The organism is Limosilactobacillus vaginalis DSM 5837 = ATCC 49540 (assembly GCF_000159435.1).
In the GTDB taxonomy this organism is placed as follows: Bacteria; Bacillota; Bacilli; order Lactobacillales; family Lactobacillaceae; genus Limosilactobacillus; species Limosilactobacillus vaginalis.
Genome location: NZ_GG693415.1, coordinates 19,750 through 40,895, shown reverse-complemented (window position 1 = coordinate 40,895; position 21,146 = coordinate 19,750). Strand labels below are relative to the sequence as shown.

Below are 21,146 nucleotides of genomic sequence, written 5' to 3'. Positions count from 1 at the left end.
CATATCTATACCCATAATACTAACATATCTAGTTAATTGACTGATACCTGTCCTAATAAAAAAAGCTAACTGCTCAATAATCCTGATTAGTTAGCTTAATTTCTCTTTACGTACAGCAGATTACTATTCTTTTTATCTAAAGCTCAACCCCTTGAATTCCATTATCATAGGTCCACTGCTTTAACTCTTCCATGTCACCACTAAAATAGAATTCTGAAATTAACTGATTCCACTTTGGCCACCGATCAAGCGGAACATTAATCAACCCTGCACCGCTATTAATCATTATTTTATTAGCAGCTAAAGTTGCCGTTCGCTTATTTCCGTCCCAAAAAATCTGATTCCGCATTAAGTGATACATTAACGTCAATGCTTTATCAGTATTTGTTCTGTTTTTATCTAAAAGTAATTGAGTTAAAAATAATTCTTCTTGCTCTTGATTAACCTGCGGAGGAATATACTCACCCTTCATCGTGCTAACCGCACCATTTCCAGTTCGAAGTTCTCCTGGAGCCAGCGACTCGTTCAGAGCAACAATTTTATTAGCCTTTTTAAGAAAATCAAGATTAATCCCCTCATCCGAATTAATAGTATATTGCCACCCTCTCTTCAACTGAATAATGATATTAATATCGTCAATTGAGACACCATCAACTCCTAGGCCATCAATGATTGTTTGTGTTTGTTGCAAGGTCGTTGTTAAACCCTCAAATCGAGAATTAACATAAACTAATCGCGTCAAATTACTCCTAGCTAAACGCTTATTTTGCTCAACACTTAAATGATATTTACCTCTTAACATGGAAATATGCTCTTCAATATTTTTCAAATTATGCAAAGTTATTGAACTACTCAACTATATATAACTCTTTTACACCAACGATTATACTATAATTTAATTCACTCATATAAGTCATTTGACGATAAAGCGGCGACACCTCATCATGTCTCAAAAACTTTTTTCACTTGCTTCAAAAGTTTTTTTACTTAATAGTCACAATTTCTTCACATTCTCCTGGTAGTATATAAAGCGTAGTAAAGATACAAGCTTTACTACTAATGAAACCTATTATTTTTCAATTACTCCTCCCAATAGTAACCGAAAAAATAATTAATATGAGGATACCCCAAGTCCTCATATTACTCCTCAAGAGATAGCTTTCCCTAGGCTATCTCTCTTTGGATCATAAAAAGCGGGAACGGCTAAGATTAGCTGTTCTCGCTTTTTTATTGTGGGGAAAGTTGTTGTTCTTGAGCTATAGTTCTACTGCAGCTGAGTCTAAATGTGCTCGCCCTAACCTTCCTCGAGCTAACGACCTCCGACTCCGACGACAAGACGTCGTCCGCCGGAGAAATCGTTAGCCACCGGAAGGTTTTAACGGGCTCGCACTCTTTTCACTAAAACAACCCCTTAATCCTACCCTGCGCATCGATGGACATGTTAACGGCAGCGGGAGTCTTGGGAAGGCCGGGCATGGTCATCATGTTACCTGAAAGGGCAACGATAAAGCCGGCACCGAGCTTAGGAACAAATTCCCGAATATGGAAGGTAAAGTCTGTTGGTGCTCCAAGCTGAGTTTGATCATCAGTAAAGGAGTATTGGGTCTTGGCAATGCAGACAGGAAGATCATTCCAGCCTAACTTTGCAAACTGCTTCAATTGCTTCTTTGCCTTTTTACTAAACGAAACTTCCTTAGCTCCGTAAATTGTCTTTGCAATTGTATTTACCTTTTCTTCAATCGAATCACTAGCATCGTAAAGGGGCTTGAAGTCACTCTTTTGGTCAGCCAAGCGAACAACTTCCTTGGCAAGATCCTGAGTTCCCTTACCGCCTTTAGCCCAACTATCAGCTACAACAACGTTAACGCCGAGCCGCTTACAATTATCTTCAATAAACTTAACTTCAGCATCAGTATCATTGATGAAGTGGTTAATGGCAACTACTACTGGTAAGCCATAACGTTGCATGTTCTTAATATGACGATTCAGGTTAGCAATTCCCTTTTCTAGTGCTGGCAATTGTTCTTCCTTAATTTCGTCTAAACTAGCGCCACCATTGTATTCAAGGGCACGAACCGTAGCAACAATAACGATTGCATCTGGGTTCTTTCCTAATACAGGCCGTTTAATATCAAGGAACTTTTCAGCCCCTAAGTCAGCACCGAATCCGGCTTCTGTAACAGTGTAATCTGCTAATTTCAATGCCGTTTGGGTAGCCAAAATACTGTTGCATCCGTGGGCAATGTTAGCAAATGGACCACCATGAACAATCGCTGGAGTATGGTCAAGGGTCTGTACAAGGTTAGGCTTAATAGCGTCCTTCAAAAGAATCGTAATTGCATCTTCAAAGCCAAGTTGACCAACAGTTACTGGTTCCCGATCATAAGTGTAACCAACAACGATCCGGCTGATACGCTTCTTCAAGTCCATCAAGTCGGTTGAAAGGCACAAAATGGCCATTAATTCTGAAGCTGCAGTAATGTCAAAGCCGGTTTGCCGTGGAACACCTTGCATAATTCCGCCAAGACCAGTAATAACATTCCGCAATGCCCGGTCATTAACGTCTTCAACCCGTTTCCAAATAATCCGACGCGGATCGAGGTCCAATTCATTCCCCCGCATTACATAATTATCAATTAAAGCAGCTAGTGTGTTGTTAGCGCTAGTCAATGCATGAAGGTCACCGGTAAAGTGCAGGTTAATATCTTCCATTGGGATTACCTGACTGTAACCACCACCGGTTGCCCCGCCTTTAATCCCAAATACAGGACCCATAGAAGGTTCCCGCATTGCAATAATTGTTTGGTGGTTCAATTGGTTTAAGGCATCCCCTAAGCCAACCAAAATAGTTGATTTTCCTTCACCGGCTGGAGTCGGATTGATTGAAGTCACAAGAACTAGCTTATGCTTCTTCCCTGGCTTTTCAGCAACTGGCAATGAAATTTTAGCTTTGTACTTCCCGTATTGTTCAATTTGGTCATCGTCAAGGCCAATTGATTCAGCAATCTTATTAATCGGTTCGAGTGTGGCTTGGTCAGCAATCTCTATATCTGTCATTTCAATCCGCTCCAATCTTAAATACGAACTTTAACTAAAAAAACACCGTTAAAGTTAAGAATTAACTTCTACGGTGTCTAGGATAAAAGATTCTCAGTCATTTGTAAACAACTATTTAGACTCTTTATCAGATTTTGCTGATTTTTTTTTGTTGTCCTTTGTGGATTCACTATTCTTTTCGTTGATCCCCCGACGAGAATGGAGCGGTCGAGCAAAAATCATCCGTCCAGCATCGGTTTGTAATGCACTAGTGACCTCTACCTCAATCCGTTCATTCATGAAGTAACGGCCATCCTCAACGACAACCATAGTTCCATCATCAAGGTACGCAACCCCTTGCTGACGTTCGGTTCCGTTCTTAACAACAACAACTTTGAGTGTTTCACCAGGAATTACCCGTGGCCGTAACGATTTGGCAAGGTTATTGATATTCAAGACTTGGACATTTTGGAATTGGATAACCTTATTCAGATTATAGTCGTTAGTAACGATGACTCCATTAACCTTTTTAGCTAACGCAATCAGCTTACTATCAACTTCCGGAATATCTTCAAAGTCGCCATCGTACATTTCAATCGGCACGATCTTTTCTTTCCGTAATTTGTTTAGGATATCCAAACCTCGCCGTCCCCGAACTCGCTTAATACTTTCACCGGAATCGGCGATGTATTGAAGTTCATACAAAACAAAATTAGGAACGAGCAATGTTCCTTCCAGGAAACCGGTTTTTACTAAATCATAAATTCGACCATCAATCAAGATGTTCGTATCTAAGATTTTATAGTGATGATAATTCTCATCTTTTTGGTCAATTACTTCGGTATTCGAATTTTTTGAGCGTACCCGGTGTCCAGAAAGCAAATTCTTCCAATCATCAAGACGGGTCGTTCCGATACGGTAACCAAAATAACTAAAGATAACCATTAACAGGATTGGTAAAACGTTGTTAACAACCGGAATTCCGGTTCGCCAAAGCGGGATTGAAATCAACACCGCAAGGACTAGCCCAACAATTGTCAGTAACGTACCAAAAAACAGGTAAACTGGGCTTAAACTTGTTAGACTCTTTTCAATTCGTGCGACTAACTGTTCAGTTGGTTTGGCAAGTGGTAATGAAAGGATCAGAAAAATCAAAGCACCAATAACGATATCCATAAAGACAAATAAGGCACTATTTAAATGAAAATTAATTAAGTCCCAAAATAATGGCAAATAATAGAAACCAATTGCGGCACCAACAATAACGTAGATCAATCGAATAATTCGTTTTCGCATATTACATCCCTCCTTTATAAATTAACCTAGCGCAAGACGCAATGCCTGACGTAAGGTGGTTACCCCGATAACCTCGATCCCGGTTGGTGCTTGCCACCCTTTCAAGTTATTTTTCGGAACAAAGATCCGTTTGAAGCCAAGTTTCTGGGCCTCGGCAACACGCTGTTCAATCCGGTTAACCCGCCGAATTTCACCAGTTAAGCCAACTTCACCAACAAATGCATCTGTAGCTTGTGTCCCCTTATCCCGGTAACTAGATGCAATACTAATTGCGATTGCCAGGTCGATTGCCGGCTCATCCAATTTTACACCACCAGCAGCCTTAAGGTAGGCGTCCTGGTTTTGGAGCATCAAATTGGCGCGCTTTTCAAGAACCGCCATTATCAATGATACCCGATTTCGGTTCAAACCAGTAGCAGTTCGCTGAGCATTTCCATAGACGGTCGGTGTCACCAAAGCCTGAATTTCGACAAGAATTGGCCGCGTCCCTTCTAATGATACAACGACAGCCGAGCCAGTGGCATCTTTTAATCGTTCTTCGAGGAAAATTTCTGAAGGATTTTTCACCTCTGATAAACCATTCGTATGCATTTCAAAAATTCCCAGCTCATTAGTTGACCCAAAACGGTTTTTAACTGACCTGAGGATCCGATATGTGTGGTGAAGATCTCCTTCAAAGTACAAGACAGTATCAACCATGTGCTCCAAAATCTTTGGTCCAGCGATTGCACCGCCCTTAGTAACGTGACCAACAACAAAGATCGTAATATTATTACTCTTTGCAATTTGCATTAACTGAGCGGTTACTTCACGAATCTGCGAAACACTCCCGATCGCTGAAGTGACATCCGTAGCCTGCATTGTCTGAACAGAATCAATCACCACGTATTCTGGTTTTAGTTCACGAATCGTGTCTTTAATACTGTCCATATTGGTTTCTGGGTAAATATAAAAGTCATCTGCTGCCACGTCAAGCCGCTCTGCCCGCATTTTTATTTGAGTGGCGCTTTCTTCCCCAGAAACGTAAAGAACCCGGTGATGTTCACTTGATAGTTGTCCAGAAACTTGCAGGAGCAACGTTGATTTTCCAATACCAGGATCCCCACCAATTAAGATTAACGACCCCGGAACAATTCCGCCACCAAGAACCCGGTTCAATTCGTTCAGTTTGGTTTTTACCCGGGGAGTTTCGTGACTATTAATTTCACCGATTTTCTGTGGCTTAGCAACCAAACCAGTTAACGTCGTGGTTGGTCGTTTCGTGGCTGCACTGGAACTTGAGGATTGGATTTGTTCTTCAACTAACGTATTCCACTCACCACAGTTAGGACATCTTCCTAAATATCGTGGTGAATTATATCCACAATTCTGACAAACATATTGTGTTTTAACTCTGGCCATTCATGCCATCCTTTCATTACCTAAACTTACTTACTAACAACGATCCTGAAATAAAAGTGCGCCCTACCAATCACTTTTAAAAAAACTATTGGACCGTTCCACCAGCGAAAATCTGAGCTTTTTGAGAGAAATTTACCCAAAATTATTCCGATTTTATTCAAGATTTGCTATATTACTTTTTGGTTGAACCGAAGCCACCAGTCCGCCGTGCGATTGGTTGTTTCTCATCATCAGCGACAAGGAATGGCATAAAAATTCCTTGGCCAATTCGTTCACCTTTTTTTATATGATAATCTGTTAATCCATAGTTAATGAGTTGGAAGAAAATTTCTCCTTCATTACTATCATTATCATAATAATCAGCATCTACAATTCCAACACCATTCGGAAGAATTAATCGACGCTTTAGCGGGCCGCTAGAACGATTAGCTAATAGCAAGAATTCATTATCCTGCATGTAAGCCTTGATTCCGGTTGGGACTAGATATGGTTTAAGGCATTGATCAGCGTGTTTAAGGTCATCAGGACTTAGCTTTGATTGCTGATGGATTTTCCAAAGGGTCTTTAAGAAGTTCCCTTTCCAAATTGATGGAAGAACAAAATCTTCCGCAGCTTCAAAGTCGTAACCAGCTGCATTGGCAGTTTGCCGACTGGGTAAATGAAGCCCCTGATCCTGTTTGCTTGAAACAATCTTAAATCCGCGTTTCATTTATATCACCTAATCCTTTTTATAAACTATCTACTTATTATAAAATAGATATAGGATTTATGGTATTGCTTTACACTGAATAGATTTGGAATGGATGTGATCAAATGGATTATAAGGTTGAAGAAAACCGAATTATCGCTAGTGATGATCAACAACCCTTCGTGGGCGAGATAAGCTTTCCAAAAGTAACTGGGGTACCTGATCGGGTCGTTGTTGAACGTGTCTTTGTTCACCCCGATTATCGTGGCCAAGGAATTGCGGCAGAGTTGGTTAGCCAATTCGTTAAGTATGCCACTACCCATCAACTAACCGTAAAATTAATGTGTCCTTATGCTGTAAAGCAGTTTAAGGCGCATCCCGAATACCAACAATTACTATTACCTGAAGATCGTTTCTAAGGAGGAAACTCATGAATCAAGATGAGCTAAAACAACAAGTTGGCCGTGAAGCAGTTAAGTACATTCATCCAGGAATGGTTGTCGGCCTAGGAACAGGGACAACCGTTCATTGCTTGGTGGAAGCACTCGGTGAGCATGTTAAGAATGGTGATTTATCAGATGTTGTTTGTGTTACAACCTCAAACAGAACTACTCGCCAAGCTCAAAGTCTTGGGATCAAGGTTGAAGAAATTGACGATGTTGATCATATTGACCTTACTATTGATGGTGCTGATGAGATTAGTGACGATTTCCAAGGAATTAAGGGTGGCGGTGGCGCTCTCCTTTGGGAAAAGATTGTTTCCAACTATTCTGACCACGTAATGTGGATTGTTGATGAATCAAAATTAGTTCATCACTTAGGAGCTTTTCCGCTACCAGTGGAAGTTACCCCATACGGAAGTCAACACCTCTTTACCAAACTAGCTCGTCGTGGCTATAACCCAACATGGCGGATGCTGCCTGATAACAGTGATAAGTTCCGGACACACCAGCGAAACTTCATTATTGATTTGCATCTTGAGGACATTAACGATCCCTTCGCCCTTCACGAAGAATTAATCGGGATGGTTGGTTTAATTGAAGATGGACTGTTCTTAAACCAAGTTAATGATGTTCTTGTTGGTACCCAAGACGGTCCAAAGTTCCTTCATGCCCGTCCATAATATAAGAACGTAAAATTTAATAATTGATCTTAAAGAAGCCGAGAAAGAACAAAACGTTTTTTCTCGGCTTCTCTTACTATTACCAGCTTATTTCTAGTTTTTCTTGCCACCATAATCAAGAATTAGCTCCCATAATTTTTCTTTGGCAGGTGAAAGAATCTCATTATGTCGCGCAGCCAGTGAAAGATGGAATACGGGTTGTTGCGGATCGGCTAAGGCTAAATCAACCAGTCGATCGTTGGCGGTAATTGCTAATTCAGTCAAAAATGAAATTCCCAAGTTTTCAGCCACCATATTCTTAATGATATGAATATCATTTGTTCGATAAATAACTTTGGGACGAATATGGGCAAGCCGACACATTCTACGAAATGCCTTCTCATGAATAAAATCAGTATCTGGCAAAATAAACGATTGTCCCTTAAGATCAGCGAATTGTAAATCCTGTTTTTTAGCCAATTGGTGGTCCCGACTCATGATAATATGAAATGGGTACTGAGCAAACTCCTTCACTGATAGTTCTGGTTGTTGAAGGGGACTGGCGGATCCCAGAAGAGCCATATCCAGTTCTCCCCTCAATAACATCTGTAGTAAATTTTCTGACCCTTCTTCGGTAACCTCCAACTTGTCAATTAAATTAGAACGAAGTAACCGTGGAGTAAGCGGTGGAAAGTAGTAATTACCGATAATTGGCGGCAACCCAAAGCGAATTTTATTTAGCTTAGCGTGGTCAATCTCCCGGCGTGCAATTGCTAGTTCACGTAAAATCATGCGGACATGTTGAGCGTACTGCTGGCCGACCTTAGTGACGGTTATCTGGTGGTGAACGTGATCACGAATAAAAAAGGTTGTCCCGTACTCTTCTTCTAACCGGTTAATTGCCATTGTAATTGTCGGTTGACTGACCTGAAAATGATCGGCAACTACCGAAAAATTTTTATCTTTAACAAGTTCAATAAAATATTCTAAATCCCTAATTTTCATTTTTTACCTCAAGAATGGATGATTGTCTTTAGTGTATCAATTTTATTTATAGGATAGCACAAATTTGACTATACGCTAATTTGCTTCATATCATTGCAATATCAATAATAAATTAAAGGAGATCCTTTGCAATGACAGACGCAATGTCAATTCTTAATAACCCCTTTAAAAACAAGGGAACTGCATTTACATTAGATGAACGAAAAAAATTAGGGTTAATTGGTACTTTGCCACCCCGGGTAAAGACAATTGAAGAACAAGAAACAGATACCTATGCTCTCTACCAGAGCAAAACCTCTCGAATTGAAAGGCGTCACTTCTTGATGGAAGTATTTAACGCTAACCGAACGCTCTTCTTCTACTTAATGGAAAAGCACATCACCGAAATGATGCCAATCGTTTATGATCCGGTAATTGCTGAATCAATTGAAAAGTATAATGAACGGTACCTTCGTCCTCAAGACGCTGTTTACCTCTCCGTTAAGCATCCGGAAGACATCGAGCAAAGCCTTCAAAATGTTAGTGCTGATCGTGACATTCGCCTAATCGTTGTTACCGATTCTCAAGGGATTTTAGGGATTGGTGACTGGGGTGTTGATGGTGTTGACATTGCTGTCGGTAAGTTAATGGTTTATACTGCCGCCGCTGGAGTCGATCCTTCCCAAGTTCTCCCCATCTCAATTGATGCAGGAACCGATAACGAAACACTCCTTAACGATCCAAACTACCTTGGTGAACGTCACCACCGGATTACTGGTCAAGAATACTTTGACTTCATTGACCGGTTCGTTGAAACAGTTGAAAAACTATACCCAAAGAGCTTGTTGCATTTTGAAGACTTTGGCCGGGGAACGGCAGCCCGAATCCTGGATAAGTACCATGATAAAATTTTAACCTTCAACGATGATATTCAAGGAACCGGGATCATTGCCCTAGCAGGTGTTCTTGGTGCGCTGAACATTTCTAAAGAGAAATTAGCTGACCAGAAGTTCTTAACATTCGGTGCCGGAAGTGCTGGAATGGGAATTGCTAAGATGCTCTTTGATGAATTGGTCCGCCAGGGGATGGATCCTGCAGAAGCCAAGAAGCACTTCTATCTCGTTGATAAGCAAGGATTATTGTTTGACGACACTGAAGGACTTACACCAAAGCAAAAGCCATTCACCCGGAAGCGGAGTGAATTTAAGAACGCCGATGAACTAACTAACCTAGCTGCTGTTGTAAAAGCAATTCACCCGACTGTCATGATTGGGACTTCTACGCAACCCGGAACCTTCACTGAAGAGATTGTTAAAGAAATGGCAGCTCATACTGAACGGCCAATTATTTTCCCACTTTCTAACCCAACTAAGCTTGCGGAAGCTAAAGCAGCGGACTTATTAAAGTGGACTGATGGTCGCGCTCTGGTTGCTACTGGGATTCCCGTTGATGATATTGAATACAACGGGGTTACCTATAATATTGGTCAGGCAAACAACGCCTTAATCTATCCTGGAGTTGGTTTTGGTGCAATCGCAACAGAAGCAAAGAAGATTAACAATACCATGCTAGCAGCGGCTGCCCACTCCCTTGTTGGGTTAGTCGATCCAGATAAGCCTGGGTCTGCGGTACTTCCGCCAGTTAGAGATATGGCAAAGTTCTCCAAGACAGTTGCCATTGCGGTCGCCCAATCTGCAATTGACCAAGGCTTCTCTTCAGCAAAGGACGCCAAAAAAGCGGTCGAAAAAATGACCTGGGAAGCAAAATACTAATATTATTAACGACGATCAAGTAAAGTTACTTGGTCGCCTTTTTCTTGAGGAACCACTATAATAGTAAGTAACTATTTTAAGGAGTGTGACCAATTGTGAGTTTTGAAATTGATAATTCCGCAATTAATTATTTCCACGAAGATTATGATCAACGAAAAGAATCCGCTGTCCTCGAAAATGCCGTTACTAAGAATGGGGTTAATGCCGCAAGTTTTAACTGGCACTCAATTGCTGACAACGCTCCCCACTTTTCAATTGACTTGAAGACTGGTGACGTTGCCGACCAAAAGCAATCAGGACGTTGCTGGATGTTCGCTGCCCTGAACACGATGCGTCACGACATGCAACATAAGTTTAACTTACCTGATAACTTTGAACTTTCTCAATCCTACCAATTCTTCTGGGATAAATTTGAAAAGGCTAATTACTTCTATGAAAATGTGATTAAGACTGCTAAGTTACCTACCGATGACCGCAAAGTAGCTTGGCTAATGGCTGCCCCACAATCCGACGGTGGTCAATGGGATATGCTCTGTGCCCTCATTCAAAAATATGGGGTCATGCCTAAGTCAGCAATGCCCGAATCATTTAACTCCAATCGATCTAACGGGATCAATAACCTCTTAAACAATAAGCTGCGTCATGACGCTGTAATCTTGCGGAAGATGGTTAATGATGAACACGCTAATGAAGATGCGCTTAACATTAAACGGAAAGAAATGTTAAATGACGTTTACCGGATGCTTGCATATGCCTTTGGTGAACCAGCAAGTCACTTTGACTTTGAATACCGGACAAAGAAGGATAATGAATTCCACCGGGATGAAAACATTACCCCACAAGAATTCTTCAAGAAATATGTCGGCTGGAACCTTGATGACTACATTTCGGTTATTCAAGCACCGACTGCTGATAAGGAATACTACAAGACTTACACAATCGATATGTTAGGTAATGTTGTCGGTGGTCGGCAAATTAAACACTTAAACTTACCAATGGATGAATTCAAGAAGTTGGCGATCGACCAACTTAAGGCTGGCGAAAGTGTTTGGTTCGGTTCTGACGTTGTTAAATATTCTGAAACTAAGCTCGGAATTATGGCCCTCAATACTTACGACTACGCTAAGCTATTTGACACCGACCTGGAAATGACAAAGGCCCAAGCACTGGACTATGGTCAAAGCATGATGGATCACGCAATGGTCCTTACAGGTGTTGATCTGGTTAACGATCAGCCAACCAAGTGGAAAGTTGAAAATTCCTGGGGACCAAAAGTCGGTACCAAGGGTTACTTTGTCATGAGTGACGACTGGATGGACAAATACTGCTACCAAATCGTCGTTAACAAGAAGTACCTTAGTGACAAACTCAAGCAAGCCCAAGCCCAAGAACCAATCGTCCTAAAGCCTTGGGATCCAATGGGAACGTTGGCATAGGAAGAGAGTGCCTTCGCCCCAAAGAGTTTCCGGAAAGCTAGCAATTTCTCCTGACGAAGGCGACTTGCGCCTAGGAAGGAGGTTGCTAGCTCTAGGAAACTCGGGCGAAGCACGTTTAAACTAGAGTGCGAGCCGTGACGAACTAGCAACTGAGCACTAGAAAATCCCGGACGATGATTGTCTTGCAATCAAGGACGGGATAGCTAGGCGGAAGTTGCGGTCACGGCGAGCCGATCTCGACTCGGTTGCCTGGAAAGACAACAATTTCTCCCGACTGGATGCTGAAAGCATCTGGGAGGGAGTTTGTTGTCTATAGGGGCTTCCCCGCGAACATATTTTGATTCAGTTGCAGTAAAACATCTCGAGGAAGGTTAGGTCGAGCAGATCTTGGCTATGCTGCAGTAGAACGTCCCCATCAGTAAAGTCGTCCTATTAATCAACAAATTCCCCTAGTATTCAGGGTTTTTCCTGAGTATTAGGGGAATTTTCGCTTTATATAATTACTTTAATCTTTCTTAAACCGATATTCTAGGCAACATAGTCAAAATGTGTTCGCCAGGAACTTGCTAGAGATAACACCCTCCCTCCTAGGCGCAAGACGCCTTTCTCGGGAGTTAGTGTTATCTTTCCGCAAGTTCTTTGCTGGCTCACACTCTTATTCCGTAACATCCTCCCCAAAGTATTTTTGGGAAAGTTTCTTTACGGTACCGTCTTTTTGGAGCTTCTTGAGAGCATCATTGTATGAAGATTGGATTGCTGAATCCTTTTTATTGAAGAGTGCCGAGATTTTAGTTGGTTTAGCTTCGCTGGAAACGTCAATCATCTTCAATCCCTTTGTGCTGTTCTTCTTACTGTAAGCATACCAAGCTTCACGGGAATTAACTGTCCCTTCAGCACGACCTTGTTTTACCATTGCCACTGAATTGCTAAATTCGCCATTAGGAACAAGGGTACCGTGGTACTTCTTAACAACATCAGCATTGTTTGTCCCTGTACCGGCAACAATCTTCTTGCCGCTGATTTGCTTCAAGTTCTTAATCTTACTATCTTTAGGAACAATTAAAACATACCGTGACTTGATATATGGGGTCGAGAAATTGTACTTCTTTGCCCGTTCTGGAGTCTGCGTAATATTATTCATTACTACATCATATTTTCCAGAACCTAATCCCGCTACTAAAGAATCCCACTTACTCGGGACAAACTTTGCCTTTAGTCCCATTTCCTTGGCCACTGCTTTTCCTAAGTCTACTTCAAAACCAGTTAGCTTATTATTCTTCCGGTATGAATAAGGGGAGTAAGTTCCTTCAAGACCAATCGTCAACTCACCTTTTTGTTTTAATTCTGAATTTACCTGTGATGACGCAGCGTGAATGCTACTAATTCCAGCGGTTGTTCCGACCGTAACTGCTGCTAATGTTACTAATACCTTTTTCCAAATCTTCATTTTATCTTTCTCCTTCTACTTTAAATTTTCCATGGTCATTGAAGCAATAAAGTTCCTAATCCGCTCATTCGGATTTTCCGTAGAAAAGAATTTTTCTGGTGCCCCGTCGTAAATGATTTCGCCATTTTCTACAAAAACAATCTTGTCAGCAATTTGTTTGGCAAACGCCATGTTATGAGTTACAAGAACCATTGATTGTTTCTCCCGTGCTAACTGTAAAAGAACTTTTAATACACTCAATTCTAATTCCGGATCGAGAGCGGAAGTTGGTTCATCCAGAAGAACATACCGTGGCTTCATTGCCAGTGCCCGAGCGATTGCGACCCGCTGTGCTTGTCCACCTGACAATTCACTTGGATAAGCGTCGCCATAATCAGCCATCCCTACCTTTGCCAACACTTCTCTGGCTAATTCATTAGCTTGTTGCCGACCACTTTTTAGTACCTGAGTTGGCCCTTCAGTAACGTTGTTAAGAACTGTCTTATGAGGGAACAAATTATAATCTTGAAAGACCATCCCTGTTTCTCGTCGGATTGCCAACTTTTCCTTATTGCTAATGGGCTGACTAAAGTCAATCTGGTGGCCATTAAAGTCATACTGACCACTATCAGGCATAACAAGAAGGTTTAGCGAACGCAAAATTGTCGACTTTCCTGAACCTGATGGCCCAACAAGAACCGTAATCTGACCTGCAGGAAATTCTAATGTAATATTTTTCAAGACATGTTTATTACCATACGTTTTATTAATTTGGGTTAATTTCATCAGTTTTCACCTACTTAACTAATTTCAATCTGACTACCAAAGCGTTTTTCAAGATAGTGCTGAAGAACAGAGAGAACCGTTGTAAATACTGCATAGATTAATGCAACTAACGTGTACATTAATAGCGGTTGATAATTAGCTGCTGCAATTTGTTGACTAACTTCAAACATTTCCATAATGGTGATTGAGGCAGCTAGTGAGGTATCCTTCACTAAGCTAATAAAACTGTTTGAAAGTGGCGGCAAGGCAACCCGAAGAGCTTGAGGGATAATAATCCGCCATAAGATTTGCAGGCGAGTCATCCCAATCGCCGCTCCAGCTTCCCACTGACCATGATCAACAGAGCTAATTGCAGCCCGAATGGTTTCCGAGGCATATGATCCAGTATTAAGCGAAAAGGTAATAATTCCTGCTGTAAATGGTTCAAGCTTAATCCCGTGAGGCAATATTCCCCGGATCCTTAAATACGGGAGGCCAAAAAAGACGATAAATAATTGGACCAGTAATGGTGTCGACCGAAACAGCCAAACGTAAAATTGAACAAACCACTTAAGAATCATAAAAGGTCCCCGTTGATGCGATAACCGAATCAATGCGGTTACCAATGCAATAATCAAACCAAAGAAAAATGAAATTAACGCTAAGGGGATTGTATATTTAAATCCCGCTGCTAGAAGTTGAGGTAACGATGTCCTGATTATTTCCCACATGGTTCACTAATCCTTTCTTAGTTAATCTAATTGATCTAACGCTTGTTTTAAGTCAGCAATAATATCTTCAGGATCTTCAATTCCTACAGATAGCCGAATTAGTTCATCCTTAATTCCGTTCTTCAACCTAATTTCTCGTGGAATTGAACCGTGAGTCATTACTGCAGGTACTTCAATCAAACTCTCAATTCCGCCAAGGCTTTCTGCCAGATCAATTAATTGAAGACTTTCAACGAACTTTTTGGCATCAAGGCCAGCCTTTAATTCAAAGCTAATCATCGCGCCAAAGTTTTTCATCTGCTTTGCTGCGACTGAATGTCCTGGAAAATCGGTTAACCCTGGGTAATAGATTTTTCCAATCCGTGGATCCTGTTGTAAGAACTTAACTACCGCGGTTGCGTTTTCCTGGTGAACTCTCATTCGTGCACCTAAGGTCTTGATTCCCCGTTGCAATAACCAGCTGTCATCTGGACCTAACGTGCTACCAATTGAGTTCTGCAAAAAGGCCAACTGCTCAGCGATCTGTTGATCCGTCGTTACAACTAACCCAGCAACAACATCACTATGACCGCCAAGGTACTTTGTTGCGGAGTGAACTACGATATCTGCCCCCAAGGTTAATGGCTGCTGATTGTACGGTGTAGCAAACGTATTATCAACAATTGTTCTTACGCCATGTTTTTTGGCAATCTTCGCAATTGCTTCAATATCAGCAATTTGAAGGAGCGGATTAGTCGGTGTCTCAAAGTAAATGGCAACCGTATTATCTTGAATTGCGTTTTGCACTGCATTCAAATCTTGCATGTCAACAACCGTAAATTCAAAGCCAAACCGCTTCAGAACTTTATTAATCAACCGGAAAGTCCCGCCGTAGACATCACTCCCAACAACGAAATGATCACCTTGAGAGTAAAGTGAAAAGACAGCGTGAATCGCAGCTGAACCAGATGAAAACGCAAAGCCGGCAACCCCATGTTCCAACTCGGCAATCAATTTTTCTAATGAAGCTCGGGTTGGGTTTCCTGTCCGTGAATATTCCCATTTGGGGTTGCCGCCTAATTGATGCTGGTGAAAAGTCGATGAACGGTAAACTGGTGTTGATACGGCTCCGGTTGTTTGATCTTCGCTATTACCGCCGTGAATTAATTGAGTATTGAATTTCATGAGATGTTTTTCCTTTCTTAAACGCAATGATTATTTCGAATAAATGATCCAAAAAAGGCACAACCTCAAGTTAAACTTGAAATTTCGCCTTATGTACTTACCCCGACAATATTAGCAGGCCAAATTAACTTTGGGTACGCCAAAACGTGGGTCGCATAAGACGCGATCCACTGCAACAAACAACTGTGTTAACAAATTGAATGTTTTTCATGACGTGTTCCTCCTAATAAAGTATGGATAAAATATAACTTATTTATTGTAAGTTGTCAACATAAAAAATTAAAGTAATGGATCATAGCGGACTGAATCGGGATTCTGCGTATCGTTAAGGTAAGTTCTCCAATCGATTCATCCTTTTTTACATTCTTTTACATTTCGATTTTATTTTACATTCTTTTACATTTTGAAGTAAATAATTTACGATAGCACCCGGCTTATTTTAAGTCGAGTGCTATCGTAAATTATCATAGTATCTTTCCAATTTAATTAGGAGTACTTGTAATGGATTCGCATTTTTAACATAATCATTAATTTTAGCATTTTCCTAAGATTTCAAAACTTTATCCAAGAATGCCAACACGTTATCATAGATTGCTTGGCTCCAGAAGTCGCGCTCGTGATTGGCATTAGTAACCCGGTAAGCTTCGACCTTAGCACCAACTGATTCCAGTTTTTGCGCCATCTCTTCCATTTGATGGTATGGAACTACCTTATCTGCATCCCCATGGAAGAGTTGGAATGGCGGATACTCTTTTCCGTCAACCACCCGGTAAAGTGGACTCATTTCATGCATAATCTCCGGCCACTTCTTTTTATCCATTCCAAAGAGGCAGTATTTCAAAATATCATTCCCCGGAACCTTATCGGTATACTTAAACGTCTCTTCAACGTCCATTGGCGCAAAACAAGAAACAACTGCCGAAACAGCATCTGACTGATCATCATAATCAGCCGCCTTATACTTTGGATCATCCCCCGTAAGGCCAACTAACATGGCTGCATTGGCTCCTGAAGAAGTTCCCCAGATTGCCACTCGTGAAGGATCAATCGCGTACTTCTTGGCGTTTGCCCGTAAAAAGCGGATTGCCGTTTTAACGTCTTCGAGAAATGCGGGGAACGGATGTCCATCTAAAGAATTACGGTGTTGCACCGTTGCAACTATATAGCCGTTCTTTACAAACTGGACTAATTGAGGAATCTTTTCCCCGAACGTTGGTAATCGCCATGAACTCCCCTGAACAAACACAATCAGTGGTCGGGGCTCAGTAGTGTATTCTTGAGGGTAACGTTGTGTCCATGGGGTTAGCACTTCAAGTTTTAATGCTTGACCATCTGCTGCGGCATAGACGACATTTTCAATTAAGCGAACTTGACCACTAAGGGTCGGGTTATTCTTAATCTCATGAATTGCCATTCTCTTCACCATCCATTGTAATAAAAGTCTTCTTAGTAATATTTAGTGCTGGATCAAACTCATACAGGATCGGCTTCCCATTCGGAACTTCCACTTGGTCGATTTGATCATCAGGAATTTGATCAAGGTACTTAATTAATGCCCGTAACGAGCTCCCATGAGCAACAATTAACTGATTCTTACCATCCATTAATCGTGGCGCAATCTGGTCTTCCCAGTATGGTAACAACCGTTTTTGGGTCATTGCTAGGCTTTCACTGTACGGCATCTTGACGCCAAGGCGATCATACCGCCGCTCGTGTTGCCGGTGTTTCAATTTTGGCGGAACTTCACTGTATCCCCGGCGCCACCGATGCAACTGTTCTGCACCAACTTCTTCCTTGACCTTGGCTTTATTTAAACCGCTAAGAGCACCATAATGACGTTCATTTAGCCGCCATGTTTTATGAACCGGAATGTAAAGCTGATCAATTCTTTCCAGAATAATGTTCATTGTCTTGATCGCTCGTGACATATAAGAAGTATGGGCATCATCAAATTGAATCCCCATTCTTGCTAATTCATCACCAACCATCTGTCCCTGTTCAATTCCCTTTTCAGTTAGCGGAACATCTGTCCATCCTGTGAAAATATTATCGCGATTGGCCTGACTTTGGCCATGACGAACTATTACTAACTTTGCCATTCTTAGCCACTCCTTTGCCTCTATCTATGATACAGCAATTGTGTACAATTGAACAGGATTGGGCAATGGCGTTTTTTAGTTTAATTCAGAAATAGAATAAAAATAAGGGAAAGTGCCCTTTTAGCCGTTAAATCAACGTTGAGTCGCACTGTCCCTTATTTTTTATCGCTAATTCAAACTGAACGAAAATTCAATATCACGGTCAGCTGGAATATGATATTGCTCCTCAACATCTGCACCCCAGCTATCAATTCCACCGACACCACGAACTGCTCCGGCAACTACTAGAACTGTCCGCCGAGCCAATGGCAATTCTTCAATGTGGGTTGCCGATTCAAGCTCTTCTGCGGTGTATGGTAAGCAACTGAAATTAAATGGCTTATCTGCTTGACTGACCTTCAAGGAGAACGGTGCTGTTGAATGATCAGCATTATTTTCGGTTATTTCCCGGGTAATAGTAAGGTGCTCAGTTTCCATATGCATCCCGTTTTCCTGAGGAACTAAGTACTTAGCAACAGGAAGACCATCAACATGATATTTCCCGTGTTCAGCACCAGCCATTCGGTCAGGATAGGTTTCACCAGATAGCCCTTCATAGTCAAAACCAGTCGCTGCGGTTGGCATAATGAAACGAAGACCAAAGACAGGTAAACTAGGAAGATCCTGATGACCAAAGTAATGAGCCTTAATCTTAATTTGACCGCCAGCAGTTACTGTATAAGCCACGGTAACCTTGGTTGCAGGAATAGTTAACGTTTCGTAAGTGAATGTAATCGTTACTTCACTAGCAGTTTCGTTATTCGTAAATTTATTTGTCTCTGGGGCAATTGGTAAGTGATCAAATTGCTGACCGTCAACAGTTAACTGAGTTTGATCACTGAGACACTTCGTAAAGGTATCCGCAGCTAACCATTGTGCTGACTTAATATTAAAGCCGCTTCCTCGATCATTATCAGTGGTTGCTCGCCAGAATGTTGGGGTCGGTACCCGATAAAGCCACTCCTTACCATTCAACTTTAGTGATTCCAGGCCGCCCTTTTCGTAACTAAAGAGATAGTGGAAGCCTTTGCCACCAAGTCCCAGCGTTCCGTCACCGTAGATCACGTGTAATTTATTTGTGTAAGCCATAGTAATAACGTACCTCCTGCATTGCTGGTTTTGGTGTCCGGTCAGCAAACATTAGACCATCACCAGAGAACTCATAATCTGAATGGCGATCATCAAAGTCGCCACCATACCGCATAACCATTTGTCCACTAATTGGGTCCTTTACTTGGAGTGCTTGGTCAATGAAGTCCCAAATGAAGCCTCCGAAGTATTGCGGATACTTATCAAGAAGCTTAATGTAAGAACCCATTCCACCAGCAGAGTTCCCCATATCATGCATGTATTCACATTCCATAAATGGCTTGTCTGGATTATTCTTCAAGTATTCTTCAACCTGCTTTGGTGGCAAGTACATCCAACTTTCAACATCTGAGATTTGATCCCGATAATCCTTAGTACCACCCTTTGGCAGGTAGTTAGCTGGATCCAAACTTGGAATTTGCTCACTATAATCATGCGTATGACAAACACCTTCATAGTGAACTAGACGGCTATCATCATGTTCCTTATAGAATTGTTGCATTGCTACCAAATTATCCCCAGCAAAGGATTCGTTACCGAGAGACCAGAAAAGAATTGCAGTATGGTTCTTAAAGTATTCATAGTTGCTTCGTGCCCGATCAACAACCACTTCTTTCCATTGAGGAACCGAACCTGGAACATTATATGATGGTTCAATTGCGCCCATCTTTTGCCAAGTGGCGTGTGATTCAAGGTTATTTTCAGCCATCATGTAAATCCCGTTTTGATCACAGAGATAGTACCACGGAATCTGATCTGGGTAGTGACATGTCCGAACAGCATTAATATTATTTTCTTTAAAGGTTTGAATATCGCTAAGCATGTCCTTCATCGTTACTGAGCGACCACGGTGATCATCCCACTCGTGACGGTTAACCCCATTAATAATGAGCCGTTTTCCATTTAGCAGGACAACATGTTCAGGACTAATTTCAATCCGCCGGAAGCCAAATTGATATGGAACTAATTCAACTAGATTGCCATTTTCATCATGGATTTCAATCAATAATTGGTAAAGGTATGGATCGTAATTATCCCAAAGATGAACATCCTTGAATTCATGCGGTTCAATTGCAACCGACTCGTCAATCGGCTTAGTTTTATCCATCAAAGTAGTCCCATCATGATCCTTAACCATGACATGGACGCTTCCAGCTTGTTCACCAACAAGATTAAGGTCCATTGACAATTCGCCATCACGGTAATTATCAGCAACCCGCGGCTTCAACGTAAAGTCTTCCAAGTGGGTTACGGGTTGGGCTAATAGTTCAACGCTTCTAAAAATACCAGAGAAGCGGAACATATCCTGATCCTCAATCCATGACGCGGTACTGTGCTTAAATACCTCTACCGCAATCACGTTGTCCTCATCCTGAATATATGGGGTGAGATCAAATTCAGATGGCGTAAAACTATCTTCAGCGTAGCCAATAAAGTGACCATTAAGCCACAAATACATTGACCGCTCTACCCCTTCAAAACGAACCCGAATTTGCTTGCCCCGCAATTTATCATTCAGGTCAAAATGCTTCAAGTAAAGGCCGACAGTGTTATCTTCACCCTCGCTAAAGGAACCTTCTTCAGGATCGTCCTGACTTAATGCGTATGCTGGGCGACGATAAATTTTACCTTCCCATGGAATTAAGGTGTTGATGTAATTATTCTGTACATAGTCGCTTAACTCAATTTCACTTGGAACTTCAATTTGATCAAAGTTACTAGCGTCAAAATCGACCTTGTAAAAATCCTTAATCCTTTCCTGAGGCGTTTGGGCAAACTTAAATTGCCACTGACCATCAAGGCTCTGTTCAAAACTACTCTTGTGGCGTTGCCATTCCGCATAATTGCGGTAAAAGTGGTGGTCACTATGTGCTGGCAATTGATTAACCCGAAATGTCTCCGGATCATCCAACCATTTTATCTCTGCTTCCATCGACGAAATGCCTCCTCAAAAAATCATTACAATCTAAGTATAGCGTTTTCATCAGTGTAAAGATAGGCTTTGCTAGACAAGAACAGCTGATAATGACCAATTTCTATGATGAAAGAAGCATTAACTAGCCATTTTCAAAAATGCTTAAAATTTTTAAAAACAAAAAAAGCACTTAACCAAACAGT

At 41.4% G+C, this 21,146-nt stretch carries 18 protein-coding genes; 4 read left to right on the top strand and 14 right to left on the bottom strand.

Features of this window, described 5'->3' with window-relative positions; genetic code table 11:
- Positions 1-136: 136 nt before the first annotated feature.
- The 5 genes from HMPREF0549_RS06720 to HMPREF0549_RS06700 form a co-directional block, all read right to left on the bottom strand.
- Entirely contained in the window at positions 137-802 is a 666-nt protein-coding gene (locus HMPREF0549_RS06720) for a Fic family protein (protein ID WP_003717517.1), read from the bottom strand.
- A gap of 596 nt (positions 803-1,398) precedes the next feature.
- Positions 1,399-3,057: a formate--tetrahydrofolate ligase gene (locus HMPREF0549_RS06715; protein WP_003717516.1), complete on the bottom strand. Its 1,659-nt coding sequence runs from the start codon at positions 3,055-3,057 to the stop codon at positions 1,399-1,401.
- Positions 3,058-3,168: 111 nt separating this feature from the next.
- Positions 3,169-4,332 carry a PIN/TRAM domain-containing protein gene (locus HMPREF0549_RS06710; RefSeq protein ID WP_003717515.1) on the bottom strand — a complete coding sequence of 388 codons (1,164 nt, stop codon included), beginning with the start codon at positions 4,330-4,332 and terminating at the stop codon, positions 3,169-3,171.
- Between the two features lie 21 nt (positions 4,333-4,353).
- A complete protein-coding gene (gene radA, locus HMPREF0549_RS06705) occupies positions 4,354-5,733 on the bottom strand; it encodes a DNA repair protein RadA (RefSeq protein ID WP_003717514.1) in 1,380 nt (459 codons plus the stop codon).
- A gap of 172 nt (positions 5,734-5,905) precedes the next feature.
- The gene (locus HMPREF0549_RS06700; RefSeq protein WP_003717513.1) at positions 5,906-6,442 is read right to left on the bottom strand and encodes a dCTP deaminase/dUTPase family protein; all 537 of its coding nucleotides are present in this window, start codon (positions 6,440-6,442) and stop codon (positions 5,906-5,908) included.
- Between the two features lie 104 nt (positions 6,443-6,546).
- Here HMPREF0549_RS06700 and HMPREF0549_RS06695 point away from each other — a divergent pair, with 104 nt between their 5' ends.
- Positions 6,547-6,840: a GNAT family N-acetyltransferase gene (locus HMPREF0549_RS06695; protein WP_003717512.1), complete on the top strand. Its 294-nt coding sequence runs from the start codon at positions 6,547-6,549 to the stop codon at positions 6,838-6,840.
- A gap of 11 nt (positions 6,841-6,851) precedes the next feature.
- A complete protein-coding gene (rpiA, locus tag HMPREF0549_RS06690; protein ID WP_003717511.1) occupies positions 6,852-7,544 on the top strand; it encodes a ribose-5-phosphate isomerase RpiA in 693 nt (230 codons plus the stop codon).
- 93 nt (positions 7,545-7,637) lie between these two features.
- Here the strand turns inward: rpiA and HMPREF0549_RS06685 are convergent, their stop codons facing one another.
- Complete coding sequence (locus tag HMPREF0549_RS06685; protein WP_003717510.1) at positions 7,638-8,528, bottom strand: LysR family transcriptional regulator; 891 nt, start codon at positions 8,526-8,528, stop codon at positions 7,638-7,640.
- A 131-nt stretch (positions 8,529-8,659) separates the two neighbouring features.
- Between HMPREF0549_RS06685 and HMPREF0549_RS06680 the strand changes: the two genes are divergently transcribed.
- Complete coding sequence (locus HMPREF0549_RS06680; protein WP_003717509.1) at positions 8,660-10,279, top strand: malolactic enzyme; 1,620 nt, start codon at positions 8,660-8,662, stop codon at positions 10,277-10,279.
- A gap of 95 nt (positions 10,280-10,374) precedes the next feature.
- Entirely contained in the window at positions 10,375-11,715 is a 1,341-nt protein-coding gene (locus HMPREF0549_RS06675) for a C1 family peptidase (RefSeq protein WP_003717508.1), read from the top strand.
- A gap of 655 nt (positions 11,716-12,370) precedes the next feature.
- Here HMPREF0549_RS06675 and HMPREF0549_RS06670 read toward each other — a convergent pair.
- From HMPREF0549_RS06670 to HMPREF0549_RS06635, 8 genes are all read right to left on the bottom strand, one after another.
- A complete protein-coding gene (locus HMPREF0549_RS06670; protein ID WP_003717507.1) occupies positions 12,371-13,162 on the bottom strand; it encodes a transporter substrate-binding domain-containing protein in 792 nt (263 codons plus the stop codon).
- A 15-nt stretch (positions 13,163-13,177) separates the two neighbouring features.
- Positions 13,178-13,927, bottom strand: coding sequence for an amino acid ABC transporter ATP-binding protein (locus HMPREF0549_RS06665; protein WP_003717506.1), 750 nt, complete (start codon positions 13,925-13,927; stop codon positions 13,178-13,180).
- 14 nt (positions 13,928-13,941) lie between these two features.
- Entirely contained in the window at positions 13,942-14,637 is a 696-nt protein-coding gene (locus HMPREF0549_RS06660) for an amino acid ABC transporter permease (RefSeq protein WP_003717505.1), read from the bottom strand.
- A 21-nt stretch (positions 14,638-14,658) separates the two neighbouring features.
- Entirely contained in the window at positions 14,659-15,801 is a 1,143-nt protein-coding gene (locus tag HMPREF0549_RS06655) for a trans-sulfuration enzyme family protein (protein WP_003717504.1), read from the bottom strand.
- A 544-nt stretch (positions 15,802-16,345) separates the two neighbouring features.
- Entirely contained in the window at positions 16,346-17,215 is an 870-nt protein-coding gene (locus tag HMPREF0549_RS06650; RefSeq protein ID WP_003717503.1) for an alpha/beta hydrolase, read from the bottom strand.
- On the bottom strand, positions 17,202-17,900 hold the full coding sequence (locus tag HMPREF0549_RS06645) for a 2,3-bisphosphoglycerate-dependent phosphoglycerate mutase (protein ID WP_003717502.1): 699 nt from the start codon (positions 17,898-17,900) through the stop codon (positions 17,202-17,204). Before HMPREF0549_RS06645 ends, HMPREF0549_RS06650 begins: the two co-directional genes overlap by 14 nt.
- 168 nt (positions 17,901-18,068) lie before the next feature.
- The gene (locus HMPREF0549_RS06640) at positions 18,069-19,028 is read right to left on the bottom strand and encodes a beta-galactosidase small subunit (RefSeq protein WP_003717501.1); all 960 of its coding nucleotides are present in this window, start codon (positions 19,026-19,028) and stop codon (positions 18,069-18,071) included.
- Positions 19,012-20,961, bottom strand: coding sequence for a glycoside hydrolase family 2 TIM barrel-domain containing protein (locus HMPREF0549_RS06635; protein ID WP_003717500.1), 1,950 nt, complete (start codon positions 20,959-20,961; stop codon positions 19,012-19,014). Before HMPREF0549_RS06635 ends, HMPREF0549_RS06640 begins: the two co-directional genes overlap by 17 nt.
- Positions 20,962-21,146 lie beyond the last annotated feature (185 nt).